The sequence below is a fragment of the Streptomyces sp. NBC_01454 genome, assembly GCF_036227565.1.
Lineage (GTDB): Bacteria > Actinomycetota > Actinomycetes > Streptomycetales > Streptomycetaceae > Streptomyces.
Genome location: NZ_CP109460.1, coordinates 7,929,078 through 7,952,785, shown reverse-complemented (window position 1 = coordinate 7,952,785; position 23,708 = coordinate 7,929,078). Strand labels below are relative to the sequence as shown.

3 protein-coding genes (2 of these 3 cut by a window edge) are annotated in these 23,708 nt (G+C 75.5%); all 3 read right to left on the bottom strand.

Annotated elements, in window-relative coordinates; genetic code table 11:
- Tightly spaced (each overlapping or abutting the next), the 3 genes in view from OIU81_RS34855 to OIU81_RS34845 form a layout consistent with a single transcriptional unit that may run on beyond the window.
- Positions 1 to 2,298, bottom strand: the start of a protein-coding gene (locus tag OIU81_RS34855) for an SDR family NAD(P)-dependent oxidoreductase (RefSeq protein ID WP_329154267.1). Its footprint begins 4,659 nt before the window's first position; the window shows 2,298 of its 6,957 coding nt (coding positions 1-2,298); its start codon is at positions 2,296 to 2,298; the stop codon falls past the left edge of the window.
- Positions 2,295 to 21,917 (bottom strand): L-histidine N(alpha)-methyltransferase, encoded by a 19,623-nt coding sequence (locus OIU81_RS34850; protein ID WP_329154266.1) that lies wholly within the window; start codon positions 21,915 to 21,917, stop codon positions 2,295 to 2,297. The genes OIU81_RS34855 and OIU81_RS34850 overlap by 4 nt, the downstream gene beginning before the upstream one ends.
- On the bottom strand, positions 21,917 to 23,708 hold the 3' portion of the coding sequence (locus OIU81_RS34845; protein ID WP_329154264.1) for a non-ribosomal peptide synthetase. It continues 2,891 nt past the right edge of the window; the window shows 1,792 of its 4,683 coding nt (coding positions 2,892-4,683); its start codon lies off the right edge, out of view — the gene reads right to left on this strand; the stop codon is at positions 21,917 to 21,919. Before OIU81_RS34845 ends, OIU81_RS34850 begins: the two co-directional genes overlap by 1 nt.

The window sequence follows — 23,708 nt, the reverse complement described above, 5'->3', positions numbered from 1 at the left end:
GCCGGCGGCCCGCAGCATGATGTCCACCGCGGTCGGGGTGTCCATGGCCCTCAGGCCCATCCGGCGCAGCGCGCGGTCGTCGAGCGGCATGCCTCCGTCCGACCAGCCGGGCCACCCGATCGACACGACCCCCGGCTTGCCCTCGGCGAACCGGTCGAGGAAGGCGTTGGCGCAGGCGTAGTCGGCCTGGCCCTGGTTCCCCCAGGCGGCGGCCGTGGACGAGCAGAGCACGAGGAAGTCCAGCCCCAGGTCCCGGGTGGCCTCGTACAGCAGGCGGGTGCCGGTGACCTTGGGCGCCAGCACGGCACGGACGTCCGCGGGGCTCTTGCCCGCGATCAGCCCGTCGCGCAGCACACCGGCGGCGTGCACCACCCCGTCCAGCGCGCCGAACCGGGAGAGCGCCAGGTCGACCACGCTGCGCACGTCCTCGGCGCGGGAGACGTCCGCGCCGACCACCTGCACCTCGGCCCCGAGGGCGCTCAGCTCGGCGGTCCGCGCGCTGTCGCCCGCCGTCCGTCCGCAGAGCACGAGCCGGGCCCGCACGGTCCGCGCCAGGTGCCGGGCGAGGGACAGGCCCACTCCGCCGAGGCCGCCCGTGATCAGGTACACGCCTCGTTCGCGCAGCCGGGCCGGCCGGTCCGGGGCCGGGGCGGGCAGGATCTCGCGCACCAGGCGCCTGCCCGCCTCGTAGCGCACCTCCATATCCGGTACGCCCGCGGTGAGTTCGGCCAGGGCATCGGCGCGCTCCGGCGAGCACACCACCGCGGCGCGTACGCCGGGCTGCTCCCGGTGGAGCGTGCGCAGCAGACCCGAGACCGCCGAGGCCGCCGCGCCCAGGGGCAGGTGGCAGACGATCCGTACGGGGCTGCGCCGGTTGCGCAGCAGGGCGGCCGCGAAGCCGGTCAGGGCGACGGCCTCGCCCTCGACGTCCTGCGGATCGGCGGGGGTCCAGAGCACGTCGCAGGCGTCGTGCCCGGTGAGCAGGGCCGCCCAGTCGCACCCGGTCCGCGCGTCGACGGTCAGGACGGAGGCCGGAGCCGGTGCCGGTGCCGGTGCCGGCGGCAGCGGCGCGTCACGCCAGCGGGGCTCGAACCAGACCACCTCGGCGGGCACGTCCTCGCGTACGTCCTGCTCCTGCGGCGCCCCGACGGCCTTGCGGGCCCCGCCCTCGGGCAGTTCGTACGCGCCCAGGTACTCGACGAGGGTCTCGAAGGAGCTGTGCTCGAACAGCAGGGTGGGCGAGAAGTCGGTGCCGTACGCGCGCTCCAGGTCGGCGGCAATGCCCAGCAGCGCCGTCGAGTCCAGGCCCAGCTCGTAGAAGCCCGCCTCCTCGTCGAACTCGGCGCGGCCGAGCCGTTCGGCGAGCAGGCCGCGCACCAGGCTCGCCGTGGTCTCCCCGTCGGGTACCGCGCCGGCCGGCGTGGTACCCGACGGCTTCGCCGCGCGCGCGGAGCCGTCCAGCCGGGTGATGGCGTCCTCCTCCCGGACGCGCTTCGAGGTGAGGCCTCGCAGCCACAGCAGGACGCCGCCGTCGGCGTCGAAGAAGCGCAGGTCACAGGTGGTCAGGTCGCCGGCCGGGCCGGTGGCGCGGGGCGGGGTGGCGTGCACCAGGGTGCGGTCCCCGACCGGCCCTCGGGCCCGGAAGGAGTCGATGAGCATCGGGATGTAGGGCCGGGCCGCCTCGCCGGCCCCGGCCGTGGCGAACTGCGTCGGCAGCAGGGTCGACGAGTCCAGCGCGGCCGGGTGCAGGTGGAAGTACTCCGCGTACGCGGCGGCCTCCGGGCCCAGCGACAGGTCCGCGAGCAGCTCGTGCGCGCCGACGTGCAGGGTGCCCCGGGCACGCATGAACTCCCCGTGCTCGATGCCGGTCCGGCGGACGAGCGCGTACAGGTCGGCCATGTCGGCCTTGAGGGGCATGCCCGCGCGCAGGGCGGACAGGTCGACGGCCTCGGCCGGGAAGGGCACGTCCAGGTGGAGCCGGCAGTCGAGGACCGGTTCGGTCTCGCCCGTGGGGCGGCGGGTTCCGGTGACGAAGACCCGGTAGCCGTCCGCGTCCGCTGTGAACTCCACCCGCAGTTCGGTCTCGAAGTCCGGGCCCGCGGCCACGGGGTTGCGGAAGAGCACGCGGCGCAGCTCCACGCGGGAGGTGTCGACGCCACGGGCCCGCAGGATCCGGTAGATCATGTCGAGGAACGACACTCCGGGCAGGATGCGCGTGCCGTGCACGCGGTGGTCACGCAGCACCGGGTCGGTACCGCGCACCACCACGGAGCAGGTCAGGCCGTCCAACAGGTTCATTTCTTTCCTTCCGGCACGGCGGAGAACTCGAGCTCGAAGAACGGCGCGGGGGCCGGTGCGGGCGTTCGCGCGGGCGGTTGTACGGACTGTGCGGGCCGTGCGGGGGCGTCCGCGGGCGCGTCGAACCAGAAGCGCCGCCGCCGGTAGCGGGGCGGGTCCAGCGGTCCGCGCGCGGGGACGTGGGCTTCGGGTGCCTGGCGCACCACCATGTGGGCGTTGGTGCCACCGAACCCGAAGGAGCTGACGGCGGCCCGGCGCGTACCGTCGCGGCCCGTGAAACCGCGCGGCTCCCGTACGGGGAACAGCGGCGACTCCTCGAAGCGGAAACGGCGGTTGAGGGTCGCGCAGTGCAGCGTCGGCGGCAGCTGCGCGTGGTGGACCGACAGCAGGACCTTGATCAGTCCGGCCATGCCGGCCGCACTGAGGGTGTGTCCGATGTTGGTCTTGACGCTGCCGACGCCGCAGAAGCCGACCTCGTCGGTGCGGGCGCGGAAGGCCTCTGTGAGCGCCTTCAGTTCCATCGGGTCACCGATCATGGTGCCGGTGCCGTGGGCCTCCACGTAGCCCAGCCGGTCCGGGGAGACACCGGCGTCGGCCAGGGCCGCCTCGATCACCTCGCGCTGTGCGCGCGGGTTCGGTGTCGTGATCCCCATGGTGCGGCCGTCGTTGTTGACGGCGCTGCCCTCGATCACCGCGTAGATCCGGTCGCCGTCGCGCACGGCGTCGGACAGCCGCTTGAGCAGCAGCGTGCCGGCGCCCTCGCCGAGGACGATGCCGTCGGCCCGCTCGTCGAACGTGTGGCAGCGCCCCGTGGGCGACAGGGCGCCCGCCCCGCTCATCCCGACGAAGGGCACCTCGTCGAGGAGGATGTCGACCCCGGTCGCGAAGGCCAGGTCGCACTCCCCGGTCCGCAGGCCGGCAGCAGCCATGTGCACGGCGACGAGCGCGCTGGAGCAGGCCGTGTCAACGACGACGGACGGTCCTCGCAGGTCGAGGTGGTGGGACAGCTGCGCGGCGATGAAGTTCTGCGCCATTCCGCTGATCGAGTGCGGACCGGCGGCGGCGACGTGTGCGCCGTAGTTCGCCGCACGGGCGCCCGCGAAGACGCCCACGCGCCGGCCCGCGACCTCCTCCGGGGTGAGCCCGGCGTCGGCCAGGCACTCCACGCCGGTCTCCAGGACCTGCCGGACCAGGGGGTCGACGTGTGCGGCCCCGGCCGGGTCGATCCGGAAGTGCTCCGGGTCGAAGTCCTCGATGGCGTCGAGGAAGCCGCCCCACTTGCTGACGGTGGTGCCGGGCTGCGGGTCGGGCCGCCAGAAGCGGTCCTTGTCCCAGCGGGAGGGCGGCACCTCCGTGACGGAATCCGTCGCGGACATCAGGTTCCGCCAGAACGTCCCCTGGTCGGGGGCGCCGGGGAAGTGGGCGGCGATACCGATGACGGCGATGTCCTCACGCCGCGCGGCCGCTCCCGCGACGGGAGCGCCGGACACGACGGCGTCGGGCGAAACCGGAGCCGGGGCCGGAGCGGTGGCCTCGGCAGGGATGGGCGGGACGGCGGGTGCGACGTCCGGGGCGGCGTCCTGCGAAGGGGTCGCGAGGTCCGGCACCAGGTCGCGCAGGGCCTCGGCGAGGAGGGCCACGGTCGGGTTCTCCAGGATGGTCGAGGGCTCCGCGACGACGCCGAGCTCCCGCTCCAGCGCGGCGAGGATCTGGGCGATCATGATCGAGTCCACACCCAGGTCGGCGAAGTCCTCGTCCCCTCCGATCGCAGCGGGTTCCAGCCGGAGCGTCGAGGCGAGCACCCCGGTCACACGGCGGACGAGTCCGTCCGCGGCCGGTACCCCACGCGGGGCGGCCGACGGAGCCGGCGCGGGCGCCGTCCCGTCCGGCCGGCCCGCCCGGCCCGGCGCGGGCACCTCCAACAGCCGGGCGGCGTCGAAGCGTCCGGCGTCCACGACGCAGGGCAGCACGACCGGGTCGGGGCCGCTCATCGCACGGTCCAGCAGGTCCAGTCCCGCTTCCGGGGCCAGGGTGCGCAGACCGAGGTCCCGGTAGGCCGGGGTGTCGACCTCGGGCATGCCGGCCGCACGCCAGCTCGGCCACTGCAGCGACCGGACGACGGGGGCGCAGTCACCGCCGGTGGCGGTGCGGTACTCGGCGACGCGGTCCAGCACGGAGTTGGCCAGCGCGTAGTCGCTGAGGCCCACGGCCAGCGCGGGCACGCCGCCCGCGACGGACGAGTACAGCACGACGAAGCGCAACGGGTCGCCGGCGCAGCCGTCCAGGACGGCCTGGAGTCCCGCGGTCTTCGGTTCCAGGACCCGCTGCACGTCCTCGGTTCGCTTGCCGATGAAGGCCGGATCGCGCATGACGCCGAGTCCGGCGCAGTGCACGATGCCGACGATCGGGCCCATCTCGCGCCGGGCACGGTCGAGCACCTCGGCGACCCCGTCCAGCGGGCCGGTCTCGAACGCGACCCGGACCCCGGGGCGTTCCAGGGCCGCGAGGTCGCGCAGCCTGGCCGCAAGGGCCGGGTCGGTGCCGGGGTCCGCGAGGAGCGCGGGCCACTCGGTCCGGGCGGGCAGCGCGGTACGGCCGAGGAGCACGAGCCGGTCGGCGCCCCGTTCGACGAGCCGGGCCGCGAGCAGCCGGCCCAGCGCGCCCGTCCCTCCGGTGATCACGACGGTCCCGCCGGCCAGGTCCGCGGACCAGTCGGCGGAGGCGGGCGCCGCGTCGGCGGGGCGCAGCACCGGCCGGTGCCGTACGCCCGCCCGTACGCAGGCCTCGGTTACCGGGTCGGTCGCCGCGAGTTCGGCGGCGGCCGCCGCACGCAGCGCGGCCGGCTCCAGGGTGTCGAGGTCGAGGGTGCGGGCGGACAGGCCGCGGTACTCGGCCGTGAGCATCCGGACGAGGCCCGCGTAGGCCGCGCCGCGCAGCGTGGGCCGCTCGGTCCGGAAGGTGACGAGCCCCCGGGTCAGGTGGAGGTAGGTGAAGCCGCGGGTGCGGTTCCCGGTGACCAGCTCGCGCAGGAGCGCGATCCGCGCCCAGTCGGGCTCCGGCGCGGTGAGCGGCGTGTCCGACAGGTCGGCCAGGTCGATCACGGCCGTCGCGAGGCGGGCCGCTTCCGCGATCCGCCGGGCGGCGTCCTCGTCGCCGTCGTCCATGCGGATCACCGTGGCGGCGGGTCCGAAGGCCTTCGTGGCGAGATGCTCGTTCTCGGCGCGGGCCAGCACCAGGATCCCCGCGGGCAGTTCGGCGGGGGGCAGCGGGGCGGCCTCCCATCGCTTGACCAGGAGCAGTGCGGAGTCCTGCGGGGCGGACGCGCCCGCGGTAGCGGCCGGCGCCGTGAGCCAGTGCCGTTCGCGGGCGAAGGGGTAGGTCGGCATGGACGCCGGCTGCGGCCGGTCGGTACGCAGCGCGGCCCAGTCGATGTCGGCGCCGTCCTGCCAGAGCCGTGCGAGCCGGTCGAGCCGTCCCTCCCGGACCAGCCGGGCGAGGTACTCGGCGCCCTCGGGTTCGGACAGCCAGGCGTGGTCGGCGTCCGTACCGCCGGGGGCGTGCTCGGTCGCGAGGTGGCCGGCCAGCTGCTCGCGCAGGTCGCGGGTGGAGCGGGCGACCACCGCGAGCCGGGCGGCCATGGGGACGCGGGCGACCTGGGAGGTGTACGCGAGCGAGGCGAGCGACGCCGCGGGTACATCCGTACCGCCGGCGCCGATGCCGGCGCTGCCATGGTCCGCGTCCGCATCCGTGTCCGCGTCAAGGAACTCCACCATCGCGGCGGCGTACCGGCGCAGGGCGGCTTCGTCCCTGCCCGACAGCAGGAACACCTCCTTGGCGTCGTCCCGCAGCGGGGCCGGGGGCGCGCCGGCGGGCGCCTCCTCCAGGACCACGTGCGCGTTGACTCCGCCGAAGCCGAAGGAGCTGACGCCCGCGCGCAGCGGCAGGGGCGCGCCGTCGGCGTCCGTGGGCGCCCACGGGGTCGTCTCCCGTACGGGCCGGAACGGCGTACCGGTGAGGTCGATCAGCGGGTTGAGCGTCTGGAGGTGCAGTGTCTTCGGCAGCGTGCGGTGCCGCATCGCCAGCACCACCTTGATGACTCCGGCGACGCCCGCGGCGGGCTCCAGGTGTCCGATGTTGGTCTTCACGGTGCCGATGCCGCAGGGCGTGGCGGGGCCGTCGGCCAGGGTCCGGTGGGCCCGGACGAGGCCGTCGATCTCCACCGGGTCGCCGAGGGCGGTGCCGGTGCCGTGGAGTTCGCTGTAGGACACCGTCCCGACCGGTACCCCCGCGTCCTGGTAGGCCTCGACCAGCAGGGCGGCCTGGGCCAGCGGGTTGGGGGCGGTCAGCGACGAGGCGTGCCCGCCGTGGCCGACCGCGCTGCCGCGGATCACCGCATGCACCCGGTCGCCGTCGGCGAGGGCGCGGGAGAGCGGCTTGAGGACGAGTACGCCCACGCCCTCCCCCTTGACGTACCCGTCGGCCGTGGCGTCCAGGGCCTTGCAGCGGCCGTCCGGGGAGAGCACCCCGAGCTGGTTCCCGGCCACCACGGTCTGCGGCGAGAGCACCAGGCTCACGCCGCCGGCGACGGCGAGCTCGCTCTCCCCCGCGCGCAGGGCCTGGACGGCGCGGTGCAGCGCCACCAGGGAGCTGGAGCAGGCGGTGTCGATGCTCTCGCTCTGGCCCTTGAGGTCCAGCAGGTACGAGATGCGGTTGGCGAGCATGGTCCGCGCGAGCCCGGTGCCCGCGCAGGGGTTGACCTGCTCGCCGCGCAGGACCATCGACTCGTAGTCGTTGAACTGGACGCCGGCGAAGACGGAGACGCGGCGGCCTGCGAGCCGGTCGGCCCGGCAGCCCGCGTCCTCCAGGGCGGCCCAGGTGTGTTCGAGGAACAGCCGGTGCTGCGGGTCCATGACCTCCGCCTCGGCGGGCGAGATCTTGAAGAACCGTGCGTCGAACCGGTCGACGTCGCTCAGGAATCCGCCCCAGCGGGCGGTGCCGCCGAAGCGCCGGGACACCTCCTGCCAGTCCCAGCGGTCGGCGGGTGTCTCGGTGATGAGGTCCGCACCGTCCCTGAGGTGCCGCCAGAACTCCTCCAGGTCCGCCGAGCCCGGGAACCGTCCGGACATGCCGACGATGGCGACGGCGTCCTCCCGGGCGGGCGCGGCGGAAGGAGCGGTGGAGAGGGAGGGAGTGGGGGCGGTGGTGACGGTGGTGGTGGCGGGCCCGGCGGCCGGTTCCGCGCCCACGGTGGCGGGCGTCCGGGACGGTTGCGCCAGGGAGGGGTGTTCCGCGAGCAGGTGCCGGGCGAGCCTCTCGACCGTGTTCTCACCGAACAGGGTCGTCGTGGGCACCGAGACGCCGTAGCGCTCCTCCAATGCCACGGAGAGGGACTGGAGCCCGAAGGAGTCCAGTCCGTACTCCCCGAAGCCGGCCTCCGGGTCGAGCGCCTTCGGCGCCAGGCCCAGCAGTTCGGCGACGAGCTCCCGCAGCCGCTCGGTCAGCTCGCCCGCGTGCACGGGAGCGGCGGGAGCGGAGGGGGCGGGCGCCGGGGCGGCCGGGCGGGCGCGGTGCCCGTGCTCCCGGATCCGCATCGCGGCGACCTGCTCGCGCATCCGCTCGGGCGCTCCGGGCAGTACGGCGACCTGGGGGCGTCCCAGCCGCAGGACGAGGTCGAGCAGCCGTTCCCCCTCCTCGGCCTCCAGGTAGCGGAAGCCCGTCTCGGCGAGGTAGCGGCGCTCGTCCTCGGCCTCCACGTGCATGCCTCCGGCACGCCACATGGGCCAGTCGACCGAGACCGTGTGCCCGCTGCGGCGGCCCGCGGTACGCAGGGCCGCGCGCTCCTCGGCGAAACCGTCGAGGTAGCGGGCGCCGACGGCGTAGTCGACCAGGCCGTAGTCGCCGAGCTGCCCGGCCAGCGAGGAGTACAGGACGAACAGGTCCAGCGGTTCGTCACGGGTCACCTCGTCGAGGACACGGGTGCCCTCGAAGCGGGCCCGCAGGTGGGAGCGGAACTCCGCGAGGTCCTTTCCGGGCAGCGGAGTGCGCGAGGCGGTCGCCGCCAGGTGGAAGACCCCGTGCAGCGCGCCCCACTTCTGCTTGACGTCCGCCACGACGCGGGTCATGGCGGCCTCGTCCTCCACGGCCGCCTGGAAGTAGGCGACCTCACCGAGAGCGCGCAGGCCGGCGAGTTCCCCGGCCCGGTCCGCGGCGGAGGAGCGGCCGGTGAGCGCCACCCGGGCGCCGCGCGCCAGCAGGGTACGGGCGAGCAGCAGTCCGAGGCCGCCCGTGCCGCCGGTCACCAGGTGGACGGCCCCCGGACGCAGCGGGGACTCCGTGACGGGGCTCGGGTCGGCCTCCGTGAGCACGCGTACGGTGCGGCCGGCCGCGGAGAGGCGGACGGCTGCCGAGGAGAGCCGCTCGGCGGCCACCTCGGCGAGCAGGGCGGACGGTTCGGCCCGGCCGGCGACGCGTACGACACCGAAGGCGGTGCCGGGCAGGGCGGCGCGCAGCGAGGCGTCGAACCCTCCCCAGGCCTCCGCCATGGCGCCCTCCGGCACCAGGACCTGGATCCGCGCGGCGGCCCGGGAGGCTGTCATGGCGCGTACGAGCAGGAAGGCCGACTCGATGCCCAGGTCCGGGCGTTCGGGGTGGAGCAGCGGCCACTGGTGCACGATCCGGTCCGCTCCGGCGGCGAGCAGCCGGGCGTAGTCCTCGGCCTCGCCGGGGCGGATCGTGACGGTGGAGCCCTCGTCGGCGTACGCGGATCCGGCCCGTACGGTCACGGAGCCGGGGACCGGCAGGTCGCCGAAGACCAGCACCCGGCCCGGGTGCGGGGCGGCGGGCGGCACGGGCACGGCCGCCCATGCGGCCGTGAAGAGGCTGACGGGTGCCCGGCCGGCGGGGCCGTCGGCCGCCCCGGAGCCGGAATCGGCAGCGAGCCCGGGTGCGGATGCGGCATCGGTCCGTGCGGCGAACCCGGTGTCGGCCTTCGGCCCGGTCGCCGGGACGGCCGCGGGGGCCGTCGCAGGGAGGGTGGCCGGCGCCGCCGGAGCTCCGTCGGTGAACCAGTACCGGTCGGCGGCGAAGGGGTACGACGGCAGCGAACGCAGCTTCGGCGCCCGCTCCCACCGGGTGGACCAGTCGACCGTCGCGCCGCGCACCCACGCGGCAGCGGTCTCTTCGTCGCCGCGCCCGTCGAACGGCGCACGGTCGGCGTGCCGTTCCACGCGCCCCTGGTGGATGCCGGCGAGGTCCCCGGCGAGGTAGCGGCGCAGGGTATCCACCGCGTGCTCGCCCGAGTCCGCGACGAATGCCAGGCGTTCGGCGTGTTCGGTGCGGCCGGACTGGAGGGTACGGGCGGTGCCGGCGAGGTCGTGCCGCCAGCCGTCCCGGGTCTCGACGAGGGAGTGGGCGGCGGCCCGCAGCCGCTCCGGGTCGCGGGCGGAGAGGACGAACACGGCCGGGCGGCCGGAGGGCGCCGGTTCGTCGGCCGGGTACTCCTCCAGCACGACGTGGGCGTTGACCCCGCCGTAGCCGAAGGAGCTGACCCCGGCGCGGCGCGGGACACCGGGCGCCACGGGCTTCCAGTCACGTGCCTCGACCGCGATCTCGCAGGCCGTGCCCTCCAGCGCCAGGTGGGGGTTGAGTTCCGGGCCGTGCGGGTCCCCGGTGATCCGTCCGTGCCGCATGGACAGCAGGACGCGCAGCACGGCGGCGATACCCGCCGCCGGCTCCAGGTGGCCGATGGTGTTCTTCAGGGCCCCCAGGGCGCAGTGCGGGGCGGCCGGGGCGGAGTGGCCCCAGTCGCGGTAGAGCTCGGCGAAGGCCTGGCGCAGGCCGTTGGTCTCAGCGGGGTCGCCGATGACCGTGCCGGTGCCGTGGGTCTCGATGTACCCGATGGTCGCCGGGTCCACGCCCGCCTCGCGGTGAGCCTTCACGATCACCTCGGCCTGAGCGCGCGGGTTGGGCGCGGTCAGCGAGTTGGAGCGGCCGCCGTGGTTGACGGCGGTGCCGCGCAGGACGGCGAGCACCGGGTTGCCGTCGGCGCGGGCGCGGCTGAGCCGCTTGAGCACCACGGCTCCGACACCCTCGCCGCGCACGTATCCCGCGGCTTCCTTGTCGAAGGCCCGGCCCACACCGTCGGGGCTGAGCATGCCGGCCCGTTCGAGGGAGGCGAAGGTGACCGGGGAGAGCATGAGGCTGACGCCGCCCGCGATGACCGTGTCGCAGTGTCCGAGCCGCAGGGCCTCCGCCGCGCGGTGCAGGGCCACGAGCGAGCTGGAGCAGGCGGTGTCCACGGGTTCGCTGGGGCCGCGCAGGTCGAGGTGGTACGAGATGCGGTTGGCCAGCATGGAGGGGGCCAGGCCGGTCGAGGAGTAGGCGTCGGTGGCCGTGTCCGAGCGCTGCACGAGCTCGGCGTACTCGGACGAGCCGACGCCGACGAACAGGCCGGTGTCGGTGCCGGCGAGGCGGGTCGGGTCGATGCCCGCGTCCTCGAGCGCCGACCACACCGTGCGCAGCAGCAGCCGCTGGCGGGGGTCCATCCAGCGGGCCTCGCGGGGCGAGACGCCAAAGAACAGCGGGTCGAAGCGGTCGATGTCCGGCATGAAGCCGCCCCGGGTGATCCGGGTCCGGTCGGGGTGCAGGGCCGGGTCCCCGTAGTGGGCGCTGCTGTCCCAGCGGTCGGCGGGCACTTCGGAGAAGAGGTCACCGCCCGTCTGGAGGGCCGCCCAGAACTCGTCGAGGTTCCGTGCGCCGGGCAGGGTGCCCGCCATACCGACGATCACGACGGGGTCGTCCTCGGCCGGCAGGTCCCGCGACGCGGGGCCGGCCGGCAGGGGCGCGGCGGCGCCCGGGTGCTCCTCCTCCAGCCACGCGGCGAGCGCGGCGGGGGTGGGGGTGGCGAGCAGCTGGTCGGGGCCGACGGGCACGCCGAAGGCGTTGGAGACCTCGTCGGCGAGCCGGATGAGGCCGAGGGAGTCCAGGCCGTGCTCGTGGAAGGAGTCCGCCGGCTCGAGGTCGGCGGGGGCGTATCCGGTGACCGTGCCCAGCAGGGCCATTACGGCGTCCCGGAACCGGGCGCCCCGGGTGGGGGCGTCCGCGGTCCCTGATGCCGTCGGGGCCGTGGGGGCCGCCGGGGCGGCGAGGGCGGCGAGGGCGGCCGGGGTGACGGCGTCGATCCAGCAGCGGGTGCGCGCGAAAGGGTATCCGGGCAGGGACAGGGCCGGTACCGGACCGGGCCGGCCGGCCTCCCAGTCGAAGACCTCTCCCGCGGCCCAGCGGCGGGCCGTGTCGTGCGGATCCGCCGCGGAGGGCACGACCGCGGCCCCGGGCTCGGCCGTCACGACGCCGGTGTGGCCGCCGGGCCGCCCGGCGAGGAACGCGTCGAGCGCCTCGGCGAGTTCGCCCGCCGACCGTGCGACGACGGCGAACCGGTGGGCCATGGCCTCACGGCCGGTCTGCAGGGTGCGGGCGAGCCGGATGAGGTCGACGCCGGCGCCGCCCGCGGCGCGGCCTGCGAGTTCGCGCAGGGTCGTGCCGCCGTGCACGGAGCCCGCCCCGACCGCGTCGCCGAGGCCGATCAGCCGCACCATCACGGCCGGGTCCAGGCCCAGTTCGTCGAGGGGTTCGTCCACCGCCGTGACGGGTACGCCGGCCGCGGCCGCGATGTCCCGGGGATCGGCGCCGGTGCCCGTCGAACCCAGCCAGGTCCGCATGCCCGCGACGACGCGGCGCAGGCCCTCCGCGTCCCGCGCGGAGAACGGGAAGACGTCCGGTCCCGCCGCGGCGTCGGGCCGCGGGTCCGGTGTCCGGTGCTCCTCGACCACGAGGTGGGCGTTGGAGCCGCCCGCGCCGAAGGCGCTGACGCCCGCGCGCAGGGGCTCGGAGCCCTTCCAGGGGGCGAGTTCGCGCTGCACCCGGAAGGGCACGCTGTTCCAGTCGACGGCCGGGTTGAGGGCGTCCGCGTGCAGGGAGGGCGCCAGTTCGCGGGCCTTCATCTGGAGCAGGACCTTCGTGAGAGCCGCGATGCCCGCCGCCGACTCCAGGTGGCCGACGGAGGACTTGACCGAGCCGAGTGCGACCGAGCCGGCCGGCAGGTCGCCGAAGGCCCGTACGAGTCCGGCGACTTCGGCCGGATCGCCCAGCTGGGTCCCGGTGCCGTGCGCCTCGACGTACGAGATCCCGTCGGCCGGCACTTCGGCCGTGCGCAGGGCCTGGGCGATGACCTCGCCCTGGGCGCCGGGGCTGGGCACGGCGAACCCGCCCGTCTTCCCACCGTGGTTGACGGAGCTGCCGAGGATCACGCCGAGGATGCGGTCCCCGTCGCGCTCGGCCGCCGCCAGTGGCTTGAGCAGGACGGCGCCGACGCCCTCGCCGGGCACCATGCCGTCGCCGTCCGCCGCGAAGCTGCGGCACCGCCCGCTCTCGCCGGTGAACCCGCCGGCCGCCAGCTGGCGGTACTTGCGCGGGTGCGGGGCGAGGTTGACGCCGCCGGCGAGCGCGTAGTCCGCCTGACCGGCCGCCAGGGCCTCGCAGGCGAGGTGGATCGCGGTGAGGGAGGAGGAGCACATGGTGTCGACGGCCAGGCTCGGCCCGTGGAAGTCGAAGAAGTACGAGACGCGGTTGGCGATGGACGCGTAGCCCATGCCGCCGGCGAGGCCCTGCTCGTCCTCGAACAGCTGGTAGTGCCCGTACATCACGCCCACGTACACGCCGACGCGGCTGCCCCGGAGACGGGCCCGGGTGTAGCCGGCGTCCTCCATGGCGTGCCAGGAGGTCTGGAGGAACAGCCGTTCCTGGGGGTCGGTCAGCTCGGCTTCCCGCAGGGACATCTGGAAGAAGCGCGGGTCGAACTCGTCGATCCCTTCCAGGAATCCGCCCCAGCGGCTCACCGGCCGGCCGTCCGCGTCGGCGGGAGCCTGGTGGTCCCAGCGGTCGGCGGGCACCTGACTCACACAGTCCCGGCCGGACCGCAGGTTCTCCCAGAAGACGTCGAGGTCCTCGGCCTGGGGGTAGCGGCCGGCGACGCCGACGATCGCGACGCGGTGGTCGGTGGCCTGCACGGACTGCGCCGGACGGGCGGCCGGACGTACGCCGGCGGCGGGCTCATGGAGGGCCGGGACGGCGGCCGGCGCCGGGGCGGGCTCGGCCACGGGCTCGGCGGCGGGCTCGGGAAGGAGCGCACGCACCCGCTCGGCGTGCCGCTCGACGAGGTAGTCGGCGACCTCGCGGACGGTCGGGTACTCGAACAGCAGGGACACCGGCAGCTCGCCCATGCCCTCGGCGAGGACGTCCACGATGAGGGGGACCGTCAGCGAGTCGACGCCGAAGTTCTCGTACGTCTCGTCCAGCCAGAGCCGTTCGCGCGGTACCTGGAGGATCTGCGCGAAGGCGTCCTTCACGTACTCCCGCGCGGCTTCCAGCAGCGCGTCGCCCTCCGTGCCGGACGGCCCGGCCGAGGGGAGCGGGGGTTCCGCGGCGCGTGCCGGCGCGGCGGGCGCCGCGGCGGCGGGAGCCGTGCGGCCCGGTGCCGTCTCCGCGACCACCACGTGCTGGCTCAGCCCCTCGTCGGCCGGCACGGCCCGGCTGCGCGTGAAGCCGGCGAGGGCGAGGGCCCTGCGCCATCCGGGGGCGGAGAGCAACGGGGAGCCGGGCAGGCGCAGTTCGGCGTCCTCGTGCAGCCACCAGCCGTCGAGCAGGCCGAAGGTGAGGGTGGCGGTGAGGACGTTGCTGCTGGCCTCGTTGAGGACCAGCCGTCCACCGGGCTTGAGCAGCCGGGTCACGGCGCGCAGGGTGGCAAGCAGGTCGGCGGTCGCGTGCAGCACGTTGGCCGCGACGACCAGGTCGGCGCTGCCCGGGGTGAAGCCCTGGGTCTCGGGGTCCGCGGAGATGTCGAGCCGCTGGAAGCGGACGTACGGGTGCTCCTCGGCGAACCGCTGCTCCCCGTGCCGCAGGAAGGCGCGGGAGATGTCCGTGTAGACGTACGTCACCTCCGTGCCCGAGGCGGCGAGGGCGGGCAGGACGCTCGCGGTGGTGCCGCCGGTGCCCGCGCCGATCTCGATGACGGTGAGCGGGCCCTCGTGGCGGGACAGCAGGTCCTGGACGGCGCCGACGACGAGTTCGTTGGCGCGGTCGACGACCGGACTGCCCCGGTAGGCGCCCTCGACGAGCGCGCTGGAGCCGCCCGGGAACATCACGTCGGTGGCGCGGACGGTGCCGCGCAGCACGCCGAAGAGGTTCTGCATGCAGGGGCGCAGCAGCCGGTCGAATCGGTTGAGCGCGGGCTTGCGCTCGCACAGCTCGACCAGGTCTCCCTCGGGGTTCTTGACGGCCTCGCGTCCGGCGGGGACGAGTGCTCCGCCCCGGTCGTCGAGGAAGCCGCCCTCGGTCAGCTGGCGCAGGAGCTCGGCGAAGAGCCTGCGCTGCGCGGGGACGACGGCCAGCCGTTCGGCGAGGGCGGCGGGCTGCCAGCTCTCGGCGTCGCCGAGGAAGACCCCTTCGCGACGGAAGAGCGTCCACAGCCAGTCGCACATGACCTCGGTCAGGCGGGCGTCGTCGGCCTCGGTGAGCAGCCGGGCGACCGGGGGGAGCTGGGCCAGCGACGGCACCAGGGCCACGTCGTCGGTGGGCGTCCCCGTGTCGGACGGCGTTCCCGTGCCGGACGGCGTTCCCGTGCCGGACGTGGTGGTGTCCGGGCCGGCCGGTTGCCCGGCGGCCCTGCGCGGCTGGGCGCCGACCGCGGCGAGTGCGGCCGCGTCGGCCTTGACCACGACGACCTGGCGGTCCTCGCGTCCGAGCACGGCGTGCACGGCGGCCATCCCCTCCTCCGGGGTGATCGAGTGGATTCCGGTGGCGGCGAGCCGCTCGCGGTAGCGCTCGTCGGCGACGATGCCGACGGTCCCCCAGTAGCCCCAGTTGATGACGGCCACCCGGGCGGCGAGCATCCGGTCGAGGTGGTGGGCGAAGGAGTCCTCGAAGGTGGATCCGGCCGCGTAGTTGCCCTGGCCGGCGCTGCCGGACAGGGCGACCGCCGAGGAGAAGAACAGGACGAAGTCCAGGCCGCCCACGCCGCGCAGGGCGGCGTGCAGGGCGACCGAGGTGTGCGCCTTGGCGTCGAGGACGGAGCGGAAGGTCTCCTCGGTCATCGTGGCGACGGTCTGGTCGCGCAGGACGATCGTGGCGTGGAAGACGCCGTGCAGGGCGCCGTGGGCGCTCCGGGTCCACTCGACGGCCTCCCGCAGCGCGGCGGGGTCGGTCGCGTCGGCCCTGCGGTAGGAGACGAGGGTGCCATCCGGGTCGATGGCGCGCAGCCGTGCGCGGCGCTCGGCGTCGAGTTCGCTGCGGCCGAGGAGGACGACCTTCGCCCGGTAGCCGCGCACCAGCCATTCGGTGAGTTCCAGGCCGATGCCCCCGGCCCCGCCGAGGATCAGGTAGGTGCCGTCCCGGCGGATCCGCTCCTGCGGGGGCGTGACGGCGACCGGGACGAGCCGGCGGTGGAGGAGCACGCCGCTGCGCAGTGCGTAGGGGCCGCCGGCGGGGGCGTCGAGCACGTCTGCGGAAGGCGCGTCGGCGGAGGAGCGGTCAACGACGGCGACCTGCCAGCGGGGGTGTTCCTGGGCCAGCGACAGGGCCAGGCCGTGCAGGCCGGCCGCGTACGGGTTGGCCACGGGTTCGCCCGCCGCGGTGAGGGCGTCCTCGGTGACCACGGTGAGGCGGACGGCCGAGCGGGTCCGCTGGAGGACCTTGGCGAGCCGGAACAGGGCGAGGACACCGCGTTCCTGGGCCGCTTCGAGCGCGGCGGTGTCGTCGGTCCCGCCCGCGGCACGGGGGGCAAGCAGGATCACGTGGTCGGGCCGGCCGGTGGCGGTGGTGACGCGGTCGTGGTCGAGTGCGACGACGGCGCCGCCGAGGCGGGCGCGCAGGGCGGCCGCCAGCGGCGCCGAGTCAGGCCCGTGCACGAGCCAGGTGGTGGCCCCGTCGGGGAGCGGCTGCGGGGACCGGCCGGGCAGTTCGGTCCAGCGCGGTGCGAACATCAAATCGTCCGCGACGGCAGCCGCCCCGGCGGAGACGGCCGCCGCGGCGGGGGCTCCGGTCGGCCGGGCCGGGGCGACACCGGGCGCGGGGCGCAGCGACAGGTCGCGCAGTCGCACGTGGACGTTCCCCTCGGAGTCGGTCAGGGTGAGGTCGTAGCGGTCGGTGCCAACGGTGCGAACGTAGGCGTACCCGAGGTCCGTCACCGGGGCGTGGATCTCTGCGGCGGTGAGGGCGTACGGCACCATCGCGGGGCCGTTGTCCCGGTCCCGGAGGACGGCGAAGGCGTGCAGGGCGCCGTCGACCACCGAGGGGTGGAGGGCGGAGCCGGCGAAGCGGGCGGCTTCGGCCGGGATCCGCAGGCGTACGAGCGCCTCGCCGTCGCCTGCGGCGATCGATTCGACGGCCCGCAGGGCGGGGCCGTAGAACAGCCCCGCCGCCGTGAGGTCGGCGTAGAGGGCGCCGCCCTCGTGGTGGCTGCCGAGGCGGGCCCGTACGGCGTCGATGTCCAGGCTCTCCCCGGCGGGCGCGGACAGGGGCTCCACCCGGCCCTCGGCGAGGAGTTCGCCGGTCTCGTCGCGCAGGTCGAAGCGCGTGCCGGTGTCGCCGCGGCGCAGCCGGGTCCTTGCCGTGCGCTCGGCGCCGGCCACGACGAAGGGCCGCAGCCAGCGGACGTTGGACAGCCGCAGCCGCTCCCCCGCCCCGGCCGCCTCGGCGGCGGCACGTGCCATCTCCAGGACGGCGGCGGCGGGCAGCAGGCGGGTCTCGCCGAGCCGGTGGCCGCCGATGTACGGGTGTTCGGGGTCGAAGGCGGTCCGGTAGGTCAGGCCGTCCAGGCTCTCGGCCGGGTCGATCGCGTCGAGCAGCGGGTGCACCGGACCCGCTGCGGTCCGCCCCGCGGCCGGCGCGGCCGGTACGGGCGGCGACCAGATGGCGTCGGTGAGCCAGCAGCGGAGTTCCTCGAAGGGGTAGCCCGGCAGCGGCACGCGGCTGCCGTTGCCCGCCGGCCACGTGACCGGGGCTCCGGCGGCCCAGGCGGCGCCGATCGACGCCGGGTCGCTGCCGGTGGGGGCGGCGGCGCGGGAGGCGGCGCGGCCGCGGGCGTGGCCGGCCCAGACTCCCGCCGGGTCCTCCCCGCGCAGCCGGGCCACCAGCTCGGTGACGCTGGAGGCCAGGACGACCATGCGGTCCGCCCATTCCTCGCGCCCGTGCTGGAGGGTGAACGCCACGTCCACGAGACGGGGTGACGATCCGTCTGCGAGGCCGCGCTCCAGGGCGTCCGCCAGTTCGGCGGCAAGCACGGGGAGCCGTTCGGGCACCCGGGTGGAGAGCGGGAACAGGTACGGACCGGGCTCCTGCCCGGCGGCCGGCGGGGCGATGTACTCCTCCACGACGACGTGGGCGTTGGCCCCGCCCGCGCCGAAGGAGCTGAGGCCCGCGCGCCGGGGTGCGCCGTCGGGCCGGGGCCACGGGGCGAGGTCGCGCTGCACGTGCAGCGGGGTCGAGTCGAAGTCGATGTTCGGGTTGAGCGGGTCCGCGTGCAGCGAGGGCACGAGCCGGCCGTGCCGCATCTGGAGCAGCACCTTGCACAGCCCGGCCATGCCGGAGGCCGATTCGAGGTGGCCGACGTTGGACTTGACCGAGCCGATCGGAAGGCTGCCCGGGGGCAGCCCGGCCTCGGCCAGCGCGCGGGCGAGTCCGCGGATCTCGACGGGGTCGCCGAGGGCGGTGCCGGTGCCGTGCGCCTCCAGGTAGCCGAGGGTGGCCGGGTCCACGCCCGCCTCGCCGAGCGCCTGTGCGACGAGGTTGCCCTGGGCGACGGGGTTGGGCACGGTGAAGCCGTTGGTGCGGCCGCCGTGGTTGACGCTGGTCCCGAGGATGACGCCGTGGATGTGGTCGCCGTCCCGGACTGCGTCCGCGAGCGGCCGGAGCAGCACCGCGCCGACGCCCTCGCCGGGGACGTAGCCGTCGCCGTCCGCGCCGAAGCTGCGGCAGCGGCCGTCGCTGGAGGTGAAGCTGCCCTGGCCGAGGAAGCGGTACTTGTACGGGTGGACGTGCAGGTTGACCCCGCCCGCGACGGCCATGTCGGTGTCCCCGGCGCGCAGGTCGCGCACGGCCAGGTGGATGGCCGTCAGCGAGGAGGAGCACATGGTGTCCACGCCCAGGCTGGGGCCGGTGAGGCCGAGGGTGTAGGAGACGCGGTTGGCGATGGAGGCGTGCGAGGAGGCGCCGATCCGGCCGTCCTCGGCCTCGTGCAGCTGGTAGAGCCCGTACATCGCGCCGACGTACACGCCGACGCGGTGGGAGCGCAGGTCCGCGCGGGTGCGTCCGGCGTTCTCCATGGCGTGCCAGGCGGTTTGGAGGAAGAGCCGTTCCTGGGGGTCGACGATCTCCGCCTCGCGGGGCGAGACGCCGAAGAAAAGCGGGTCGAACATGTCGACGCCGCGCAGGAAGCTGCCCCAGCGGCTGTAGCGGGCCGCCCGGTCGGCGGGGGTGGCCTGGTCGTAGTCCCGCCAGTCCCAACGGTCCGCCGGGATCTCGGTGATCAGGTCCCGGCCCGCCTGGAGGTGGTCCCAGAACTGGTCGAGGGTGTCCGATTCGGCGAAGCGGGCGGCGACCCCGACGATGGCGATCGGCATGGGGCCCGAGGGGGCGGGGGCGGGAGCCGCGGCGGCGGCCGCAAGCACGGCCGGGGCGGCGGCCACCAGCTCCGCGGGCCCTGCCGCCCGGGGTACCGGCTCGGGCTCGGTCACCGGCTCGGTCGCGGTCACCGGCTCGGTCGCGGGCGCCAGTTCCGCGAGGCGGGAGCCGTGGTGCTCGGTGAACCAGCCGGCGAGCGAGCGCAGGTCCTGGTACTCGAAGAACAGGGTCTTCGGCAGGGATCCGAAGTGGTCCTCCAGGCGGCGGGTCAAGTCCATGATCAGCAGCGAGTCGATGCCGAACCGCTCGAACGGCGCGTCGGCCGCCATCTCCTCGGCCGGGTACTCGAAGACCTCGGCGAGCACGCCGCGCAGGAACTCCTCGGCTGCGTCCGGGGCCGGCGCCGCCGGCTCCGCGGAAGGGATCGACGGGGCGGAGGGGGCGGACGGAACGGCTCGCGGGGCGGGGACGGAGGGGGCCGACGGGGCCGAGGGCGCCGGCGCGTCCAGCACCTCGCGCAGGCGCGCCAGGTTGCCGTGCGCCACCAGGACGTGGTCGCCCTCGTGGCCCAGGGCCCGGTCGAAAGCCTCCAGTCCGGCGTCGGTGGGCATGGCCACCAGCCCGACCTGGCGGGCCATCCGGGCCGCCGCGGCCTCGTCGGCGTCGACGCGTATGCCCCCGTCGGCCCACAGCGACCACAGCACGGAGAGGCTGCGGCCCGGCCGGCCGCTGCCCCGGCGCCAGGCCGTGAACGCGTCCAGGAAGCGGTTCGCGTAGGCGTAGTCGGTCTGGCCGGGGCTTCCCGCGGCCCCCGACATGGAGGAGAAGGCGATGAAGAAGTCCAGCGGGTCGCCGGCGGTGGCCCGGTCGAGCTCGATGGTGCCGCGGACCTTGGGGCCGAGCACGGCCGCGCTCTGCTGGTCGGTCTTGCCGATCAGCAGAGCGTCCCGGGTGGTACCGGCGAGGTGCAGGACGCCGTGGAGCGGCCCGAAGGAGCCGTGGATCCGCTCGACGAGGTCCCCGGCGGCGCCGGGGGCGCCCAGGTCGGCGGGTATGTAGTGGACGTCGAGGCCGGCGGAGCGCAGCTCCGTGAGGTCGGCCTGCGCCGAACGGCCCGTCAGGACGTAGCGGGCGTCGCCTCCCAGGTGGGCGACGAGCCGGCGGCCGAGGGCGCCCGCGCCGCCGGTGACCAGCACGGTGCCGCGCGGGGCGAGCGGTGCCGGGTCGGGGCTGACGGGCTCCCAGCGCGGCACCTGCCGGCCGGCGGCCGTGTACCGGACGCGGAAGGCGTGGGCGGCGCGCGCCTCGGACTCGACGGTGGCGGCGAGGCCGGCCGTGCCCGCGTCGACCACGGAGACCAGGAACTGCGGGTCCTCGTTGGCGAGGGCCCGGGCGAACCCGTCCAGGGCCTCGGCCCGCGCGTCCCCGACCCCGCCGGACGTGCGGAACACGTGCAGGACGCGCACCGGGTGGCGCGTCGGCTGGGCCGCCCAGGACCGGTACAGCCCGGTGAGGGCGGGCAGCGGGTCGCCGTCCGCGGTGTGGACGAGGAGGAGTTCCTCGTCGCGGGGGAAGACGGAGTCCCCGGTGGCGCGTTCGGCTCCGGTGAAGCTCTCCTCGCCGAGCACTAGGGTGCGTACGGTCCGGCCGGCGGCCGGCGCGGGGGCGTCCTGCCAGCGCTGTACGAGCAGGTGGGCGCCGATGGTGCCGTCCAGGCGGGCGGCGCCGTCGACGGGCCGGGTGACGACGGCGCGCAGCCGCAGGCGGACCCGGCCCTCGTCGTCGGCGAGGGCGATGTCGTGGCCGGCCGGGGTCCGCACGGCGTGCACGTGGCCCTGTTCGGGCAGCGGCCCGAAGATCTCGACCGCGTCCAGGGAGAAGGGCAGTTCCCGGGCGCGCGGGGCCGAGGGGTCCTCATCGGTCCACAGGCAGGCCTGGAGCATCGCGTCCAGGAGGGAGGGGTGGAGGGCGAAGTCGGAGAAGGGGAGGTCCGCCGCCGCGGGCACGGCAACGTACGCGAGGACCTCGCCCGGCGCGGACCGCACCGAGCGCAGCCCCTGGAGGCTGGGCCCGTAGCCGCCGCCGAGCGCGCCGAAGACCTCGTAGCACTCCTCGGCGGTGGCCGTACGGGGCAGCCGGGCGCGGATCGCGTCCAGGACGAGGCGCGGTGCCTCGGGACCGGCGCCGAAGCGGAGGGTGCCGGCGGAGCAGAGCGCGCCCTCGGCGCTGCCGTCGGTGAGCCGGACCTCGTAGGAGACCCCGTCGGCGGTGGGCGCGAGGTGCAGGCGCACGCGGGCCGGCTCGTCCTCGACGAGCACGGGGCGGGCCCACAGCACGTTGACGATGCCGGTGGCGCGGCCGTGGCCCGCCTGTTCGGCCGCGGCCACCGCGAACTCCAGGGCCGCCACGGCGGGCAGGATCCGGATCCGCCCCAGGGCGTGGTCGCGCAGGTAGAACTCCTCCCCGGTCAGCAGCCGTTCGCCGGGGCCGTCGGCCAGGCCGGCGGGCGGCTTGATCCAGTAGCGGCGGGTCTGCAGGGGCGGCAGGGGCAGGGAGAGCCGGGCCGGGCGGTCGCCGGAGGGCTCGGGCAGGACGACGTCCTGGCCGGTGACCCACAGGCGGGCGGCCTCGGCCGGATCGTCGGTGGCCACGGGCCCGGCGCCGCCGCCGGAGGCCGCGGCGGCGCCGGCCGTCGCGGTGCCGGTCACGAGGCGTTCGCCGTCGCGCAGGCGCGCGGCCAGTTCGGCGACGCTCCCGACGACCAGGGCGACGCGCTCGCGCAGGGGCTCCCGGCCGACGCGCAGGGTGTGCGCGACGGCGTCCAGGGAGGCCGACGGGTGCTCGTCCAGCCAGGTGCACAGCTCGGCCCGGTAGCGGGCGAGCTGTTCGGGGCCGTCGGCGGACAGCAGGACGAGTCGGGCGGTCCTGTCCTCGGTGGTGCCGCTCATCAACGCTGTCCCGCCTCTTCGACTACCACGTGCACGTTGCTGCCTCCCATACCGAACGAGCTGACGCCGACCCGGGCCGGTGTCCCCTCGCGTGTTTCCCATGTCTGTGCTGCGGCCTGGATCCGGAACGGACTGCCGTCGAGGTCGAGCATCGGATTCGGCGTCCGCAGGTCCACCAGGCCGGGGAGCATGCGGTGACGCATCGCCAGCAGGACCTTCACGACGCCGGCGACGCCCGCCGCGGCCTCCAGGTGGCCGATGTTCGTCTTGACCGACCCGAGGCCGGTGCGTCCCGGAACCACCGGGATCCCCCAGTCGGCGTACAGGCGGCCGAACGCCTCCTTGAGGGCGTCGATCTCGATCGGGTCGCCGAGTGGGGTCCCCGTGCCGTGCGCCTCGATGTAGTCGATCGTGTCGGGCGCGACCCCGGCCGACCGGTGTGCGGCGAGCACGACGTCGCGCTGCGCCTGCGGGTTGGGGACGGTGAGCGAGTGGGTGTGCCCACCGTGGTTCTCCGCCGAGCCGATCAGCACGCCGTGCACCGGGTCTCCGTCGGCCAGGGCCCGGTCGAGCAGTTTGAGGGCGAGGAGTACCACGCCCTCGCCCCTGCCATAGCCGTCGGCACGTTCGTCGAAGGTCTTGCAGCGGCCGTCGGGGCTGAGCATCCCGGCCCGCCGCAGGCCGGTGAACCCGTGCGGGGACAGCAGGAGGTTGGCCCCGCCGGCCAGGACCATGTCGCAGTCCCCCTGCTGGAGCGCGCGGGCCGCGCGGTGCACGGCGACGAGCGAGCTGGAGCAGGCCGTGTCGAAGACGGCGCTGGGGCCGTGCAGATCGAACACGTAGGAGATGCGGTTGGCTGCGATCGAGGGGACGTTGCCGATCAGGAAGTGGTCGCCCATCTCCGGCGAGCCCGGTCCGAGCAGGCTCAGGTAGTCCGTGCCGCTCAGTCCGACGAACACCCCCGTGCGGCTGCCGGCGAGCGCGCCCGGGACCTGGCCTGAGTCGAGCACGGCCTCGTGCGCGGCGTGCAGCAGCAGGCGCTGCTGGGGGTCCATCTGCGCCGCTTCCCGGGGGGAGATGCGGAAGAGCGCCGCGTCGAAGGCGTCCACGTCCTCGACGAAGGAGCCGCGCAGGCCCTGCGGGAACACCCGTGCGGAGAAGCCCCGTTCCATGGGGTACGGCCGGGTGAGGTCGCGTCCGGCGGCGAGGTGCTGCCAGAACTCCTCCAGGCCGGAGGCGGAGGGCAGCCGTCCGCCGATGCCCACGATGGCCACCGGCGCGAATCCGTGCGGCGCGGCGGGCGCCGCGACCATCGGCTCGGACACGGTCCGAGTGGTGGGCCGGCGGTCCGTCGCGGCGAACACCTCGGGGTGGGCCGCGCTCAGGTGGGCAGCCAGCGAGGTGAGGTCCGGGCGGGCGTAGAAGACGGTCGGGCGCACCGTGACGCCGAACCGCTCGCGCAGCGCCACCGCGAGGCGGGTGAAGCCGATCGAGTCGAAGCCCACCTCGCCCAGCGGCCGGTCGAGGGGGATCTCCTCGGCAGGCAGCCCGGCGACGGCCGCCGCGCTCCGGCGCAGCCGTTCCGCGAGGTCTGCGGGGCCGGCCGGCTCTGGCCGGAGGCCGACTTCCCCTTGCGGTGGGGCGGAGCGGTCCTCGTGTCCGAAGCGGCGTACGAGTTCCTCGATGGGCAGGCGCGTCAGCGGGCCGGTGTCCACCTTGGCGTTGGGGGTCAGGGGGAAGCGCGCCAGCGCGACCGTGCGGGAGGGGACCATGTATTCGGGCAGCCAGGCC

What these genes read in the sequence shown, in the direction of transcription:
- OIU81_RS34850 (WP_329154266.1), bottom strand. Translation starts at nt 21,917, where the DNA reads ATGAGCGGCACCACCGAGGACAGGACCGCCCGACTCGTCCTGCTGTCC.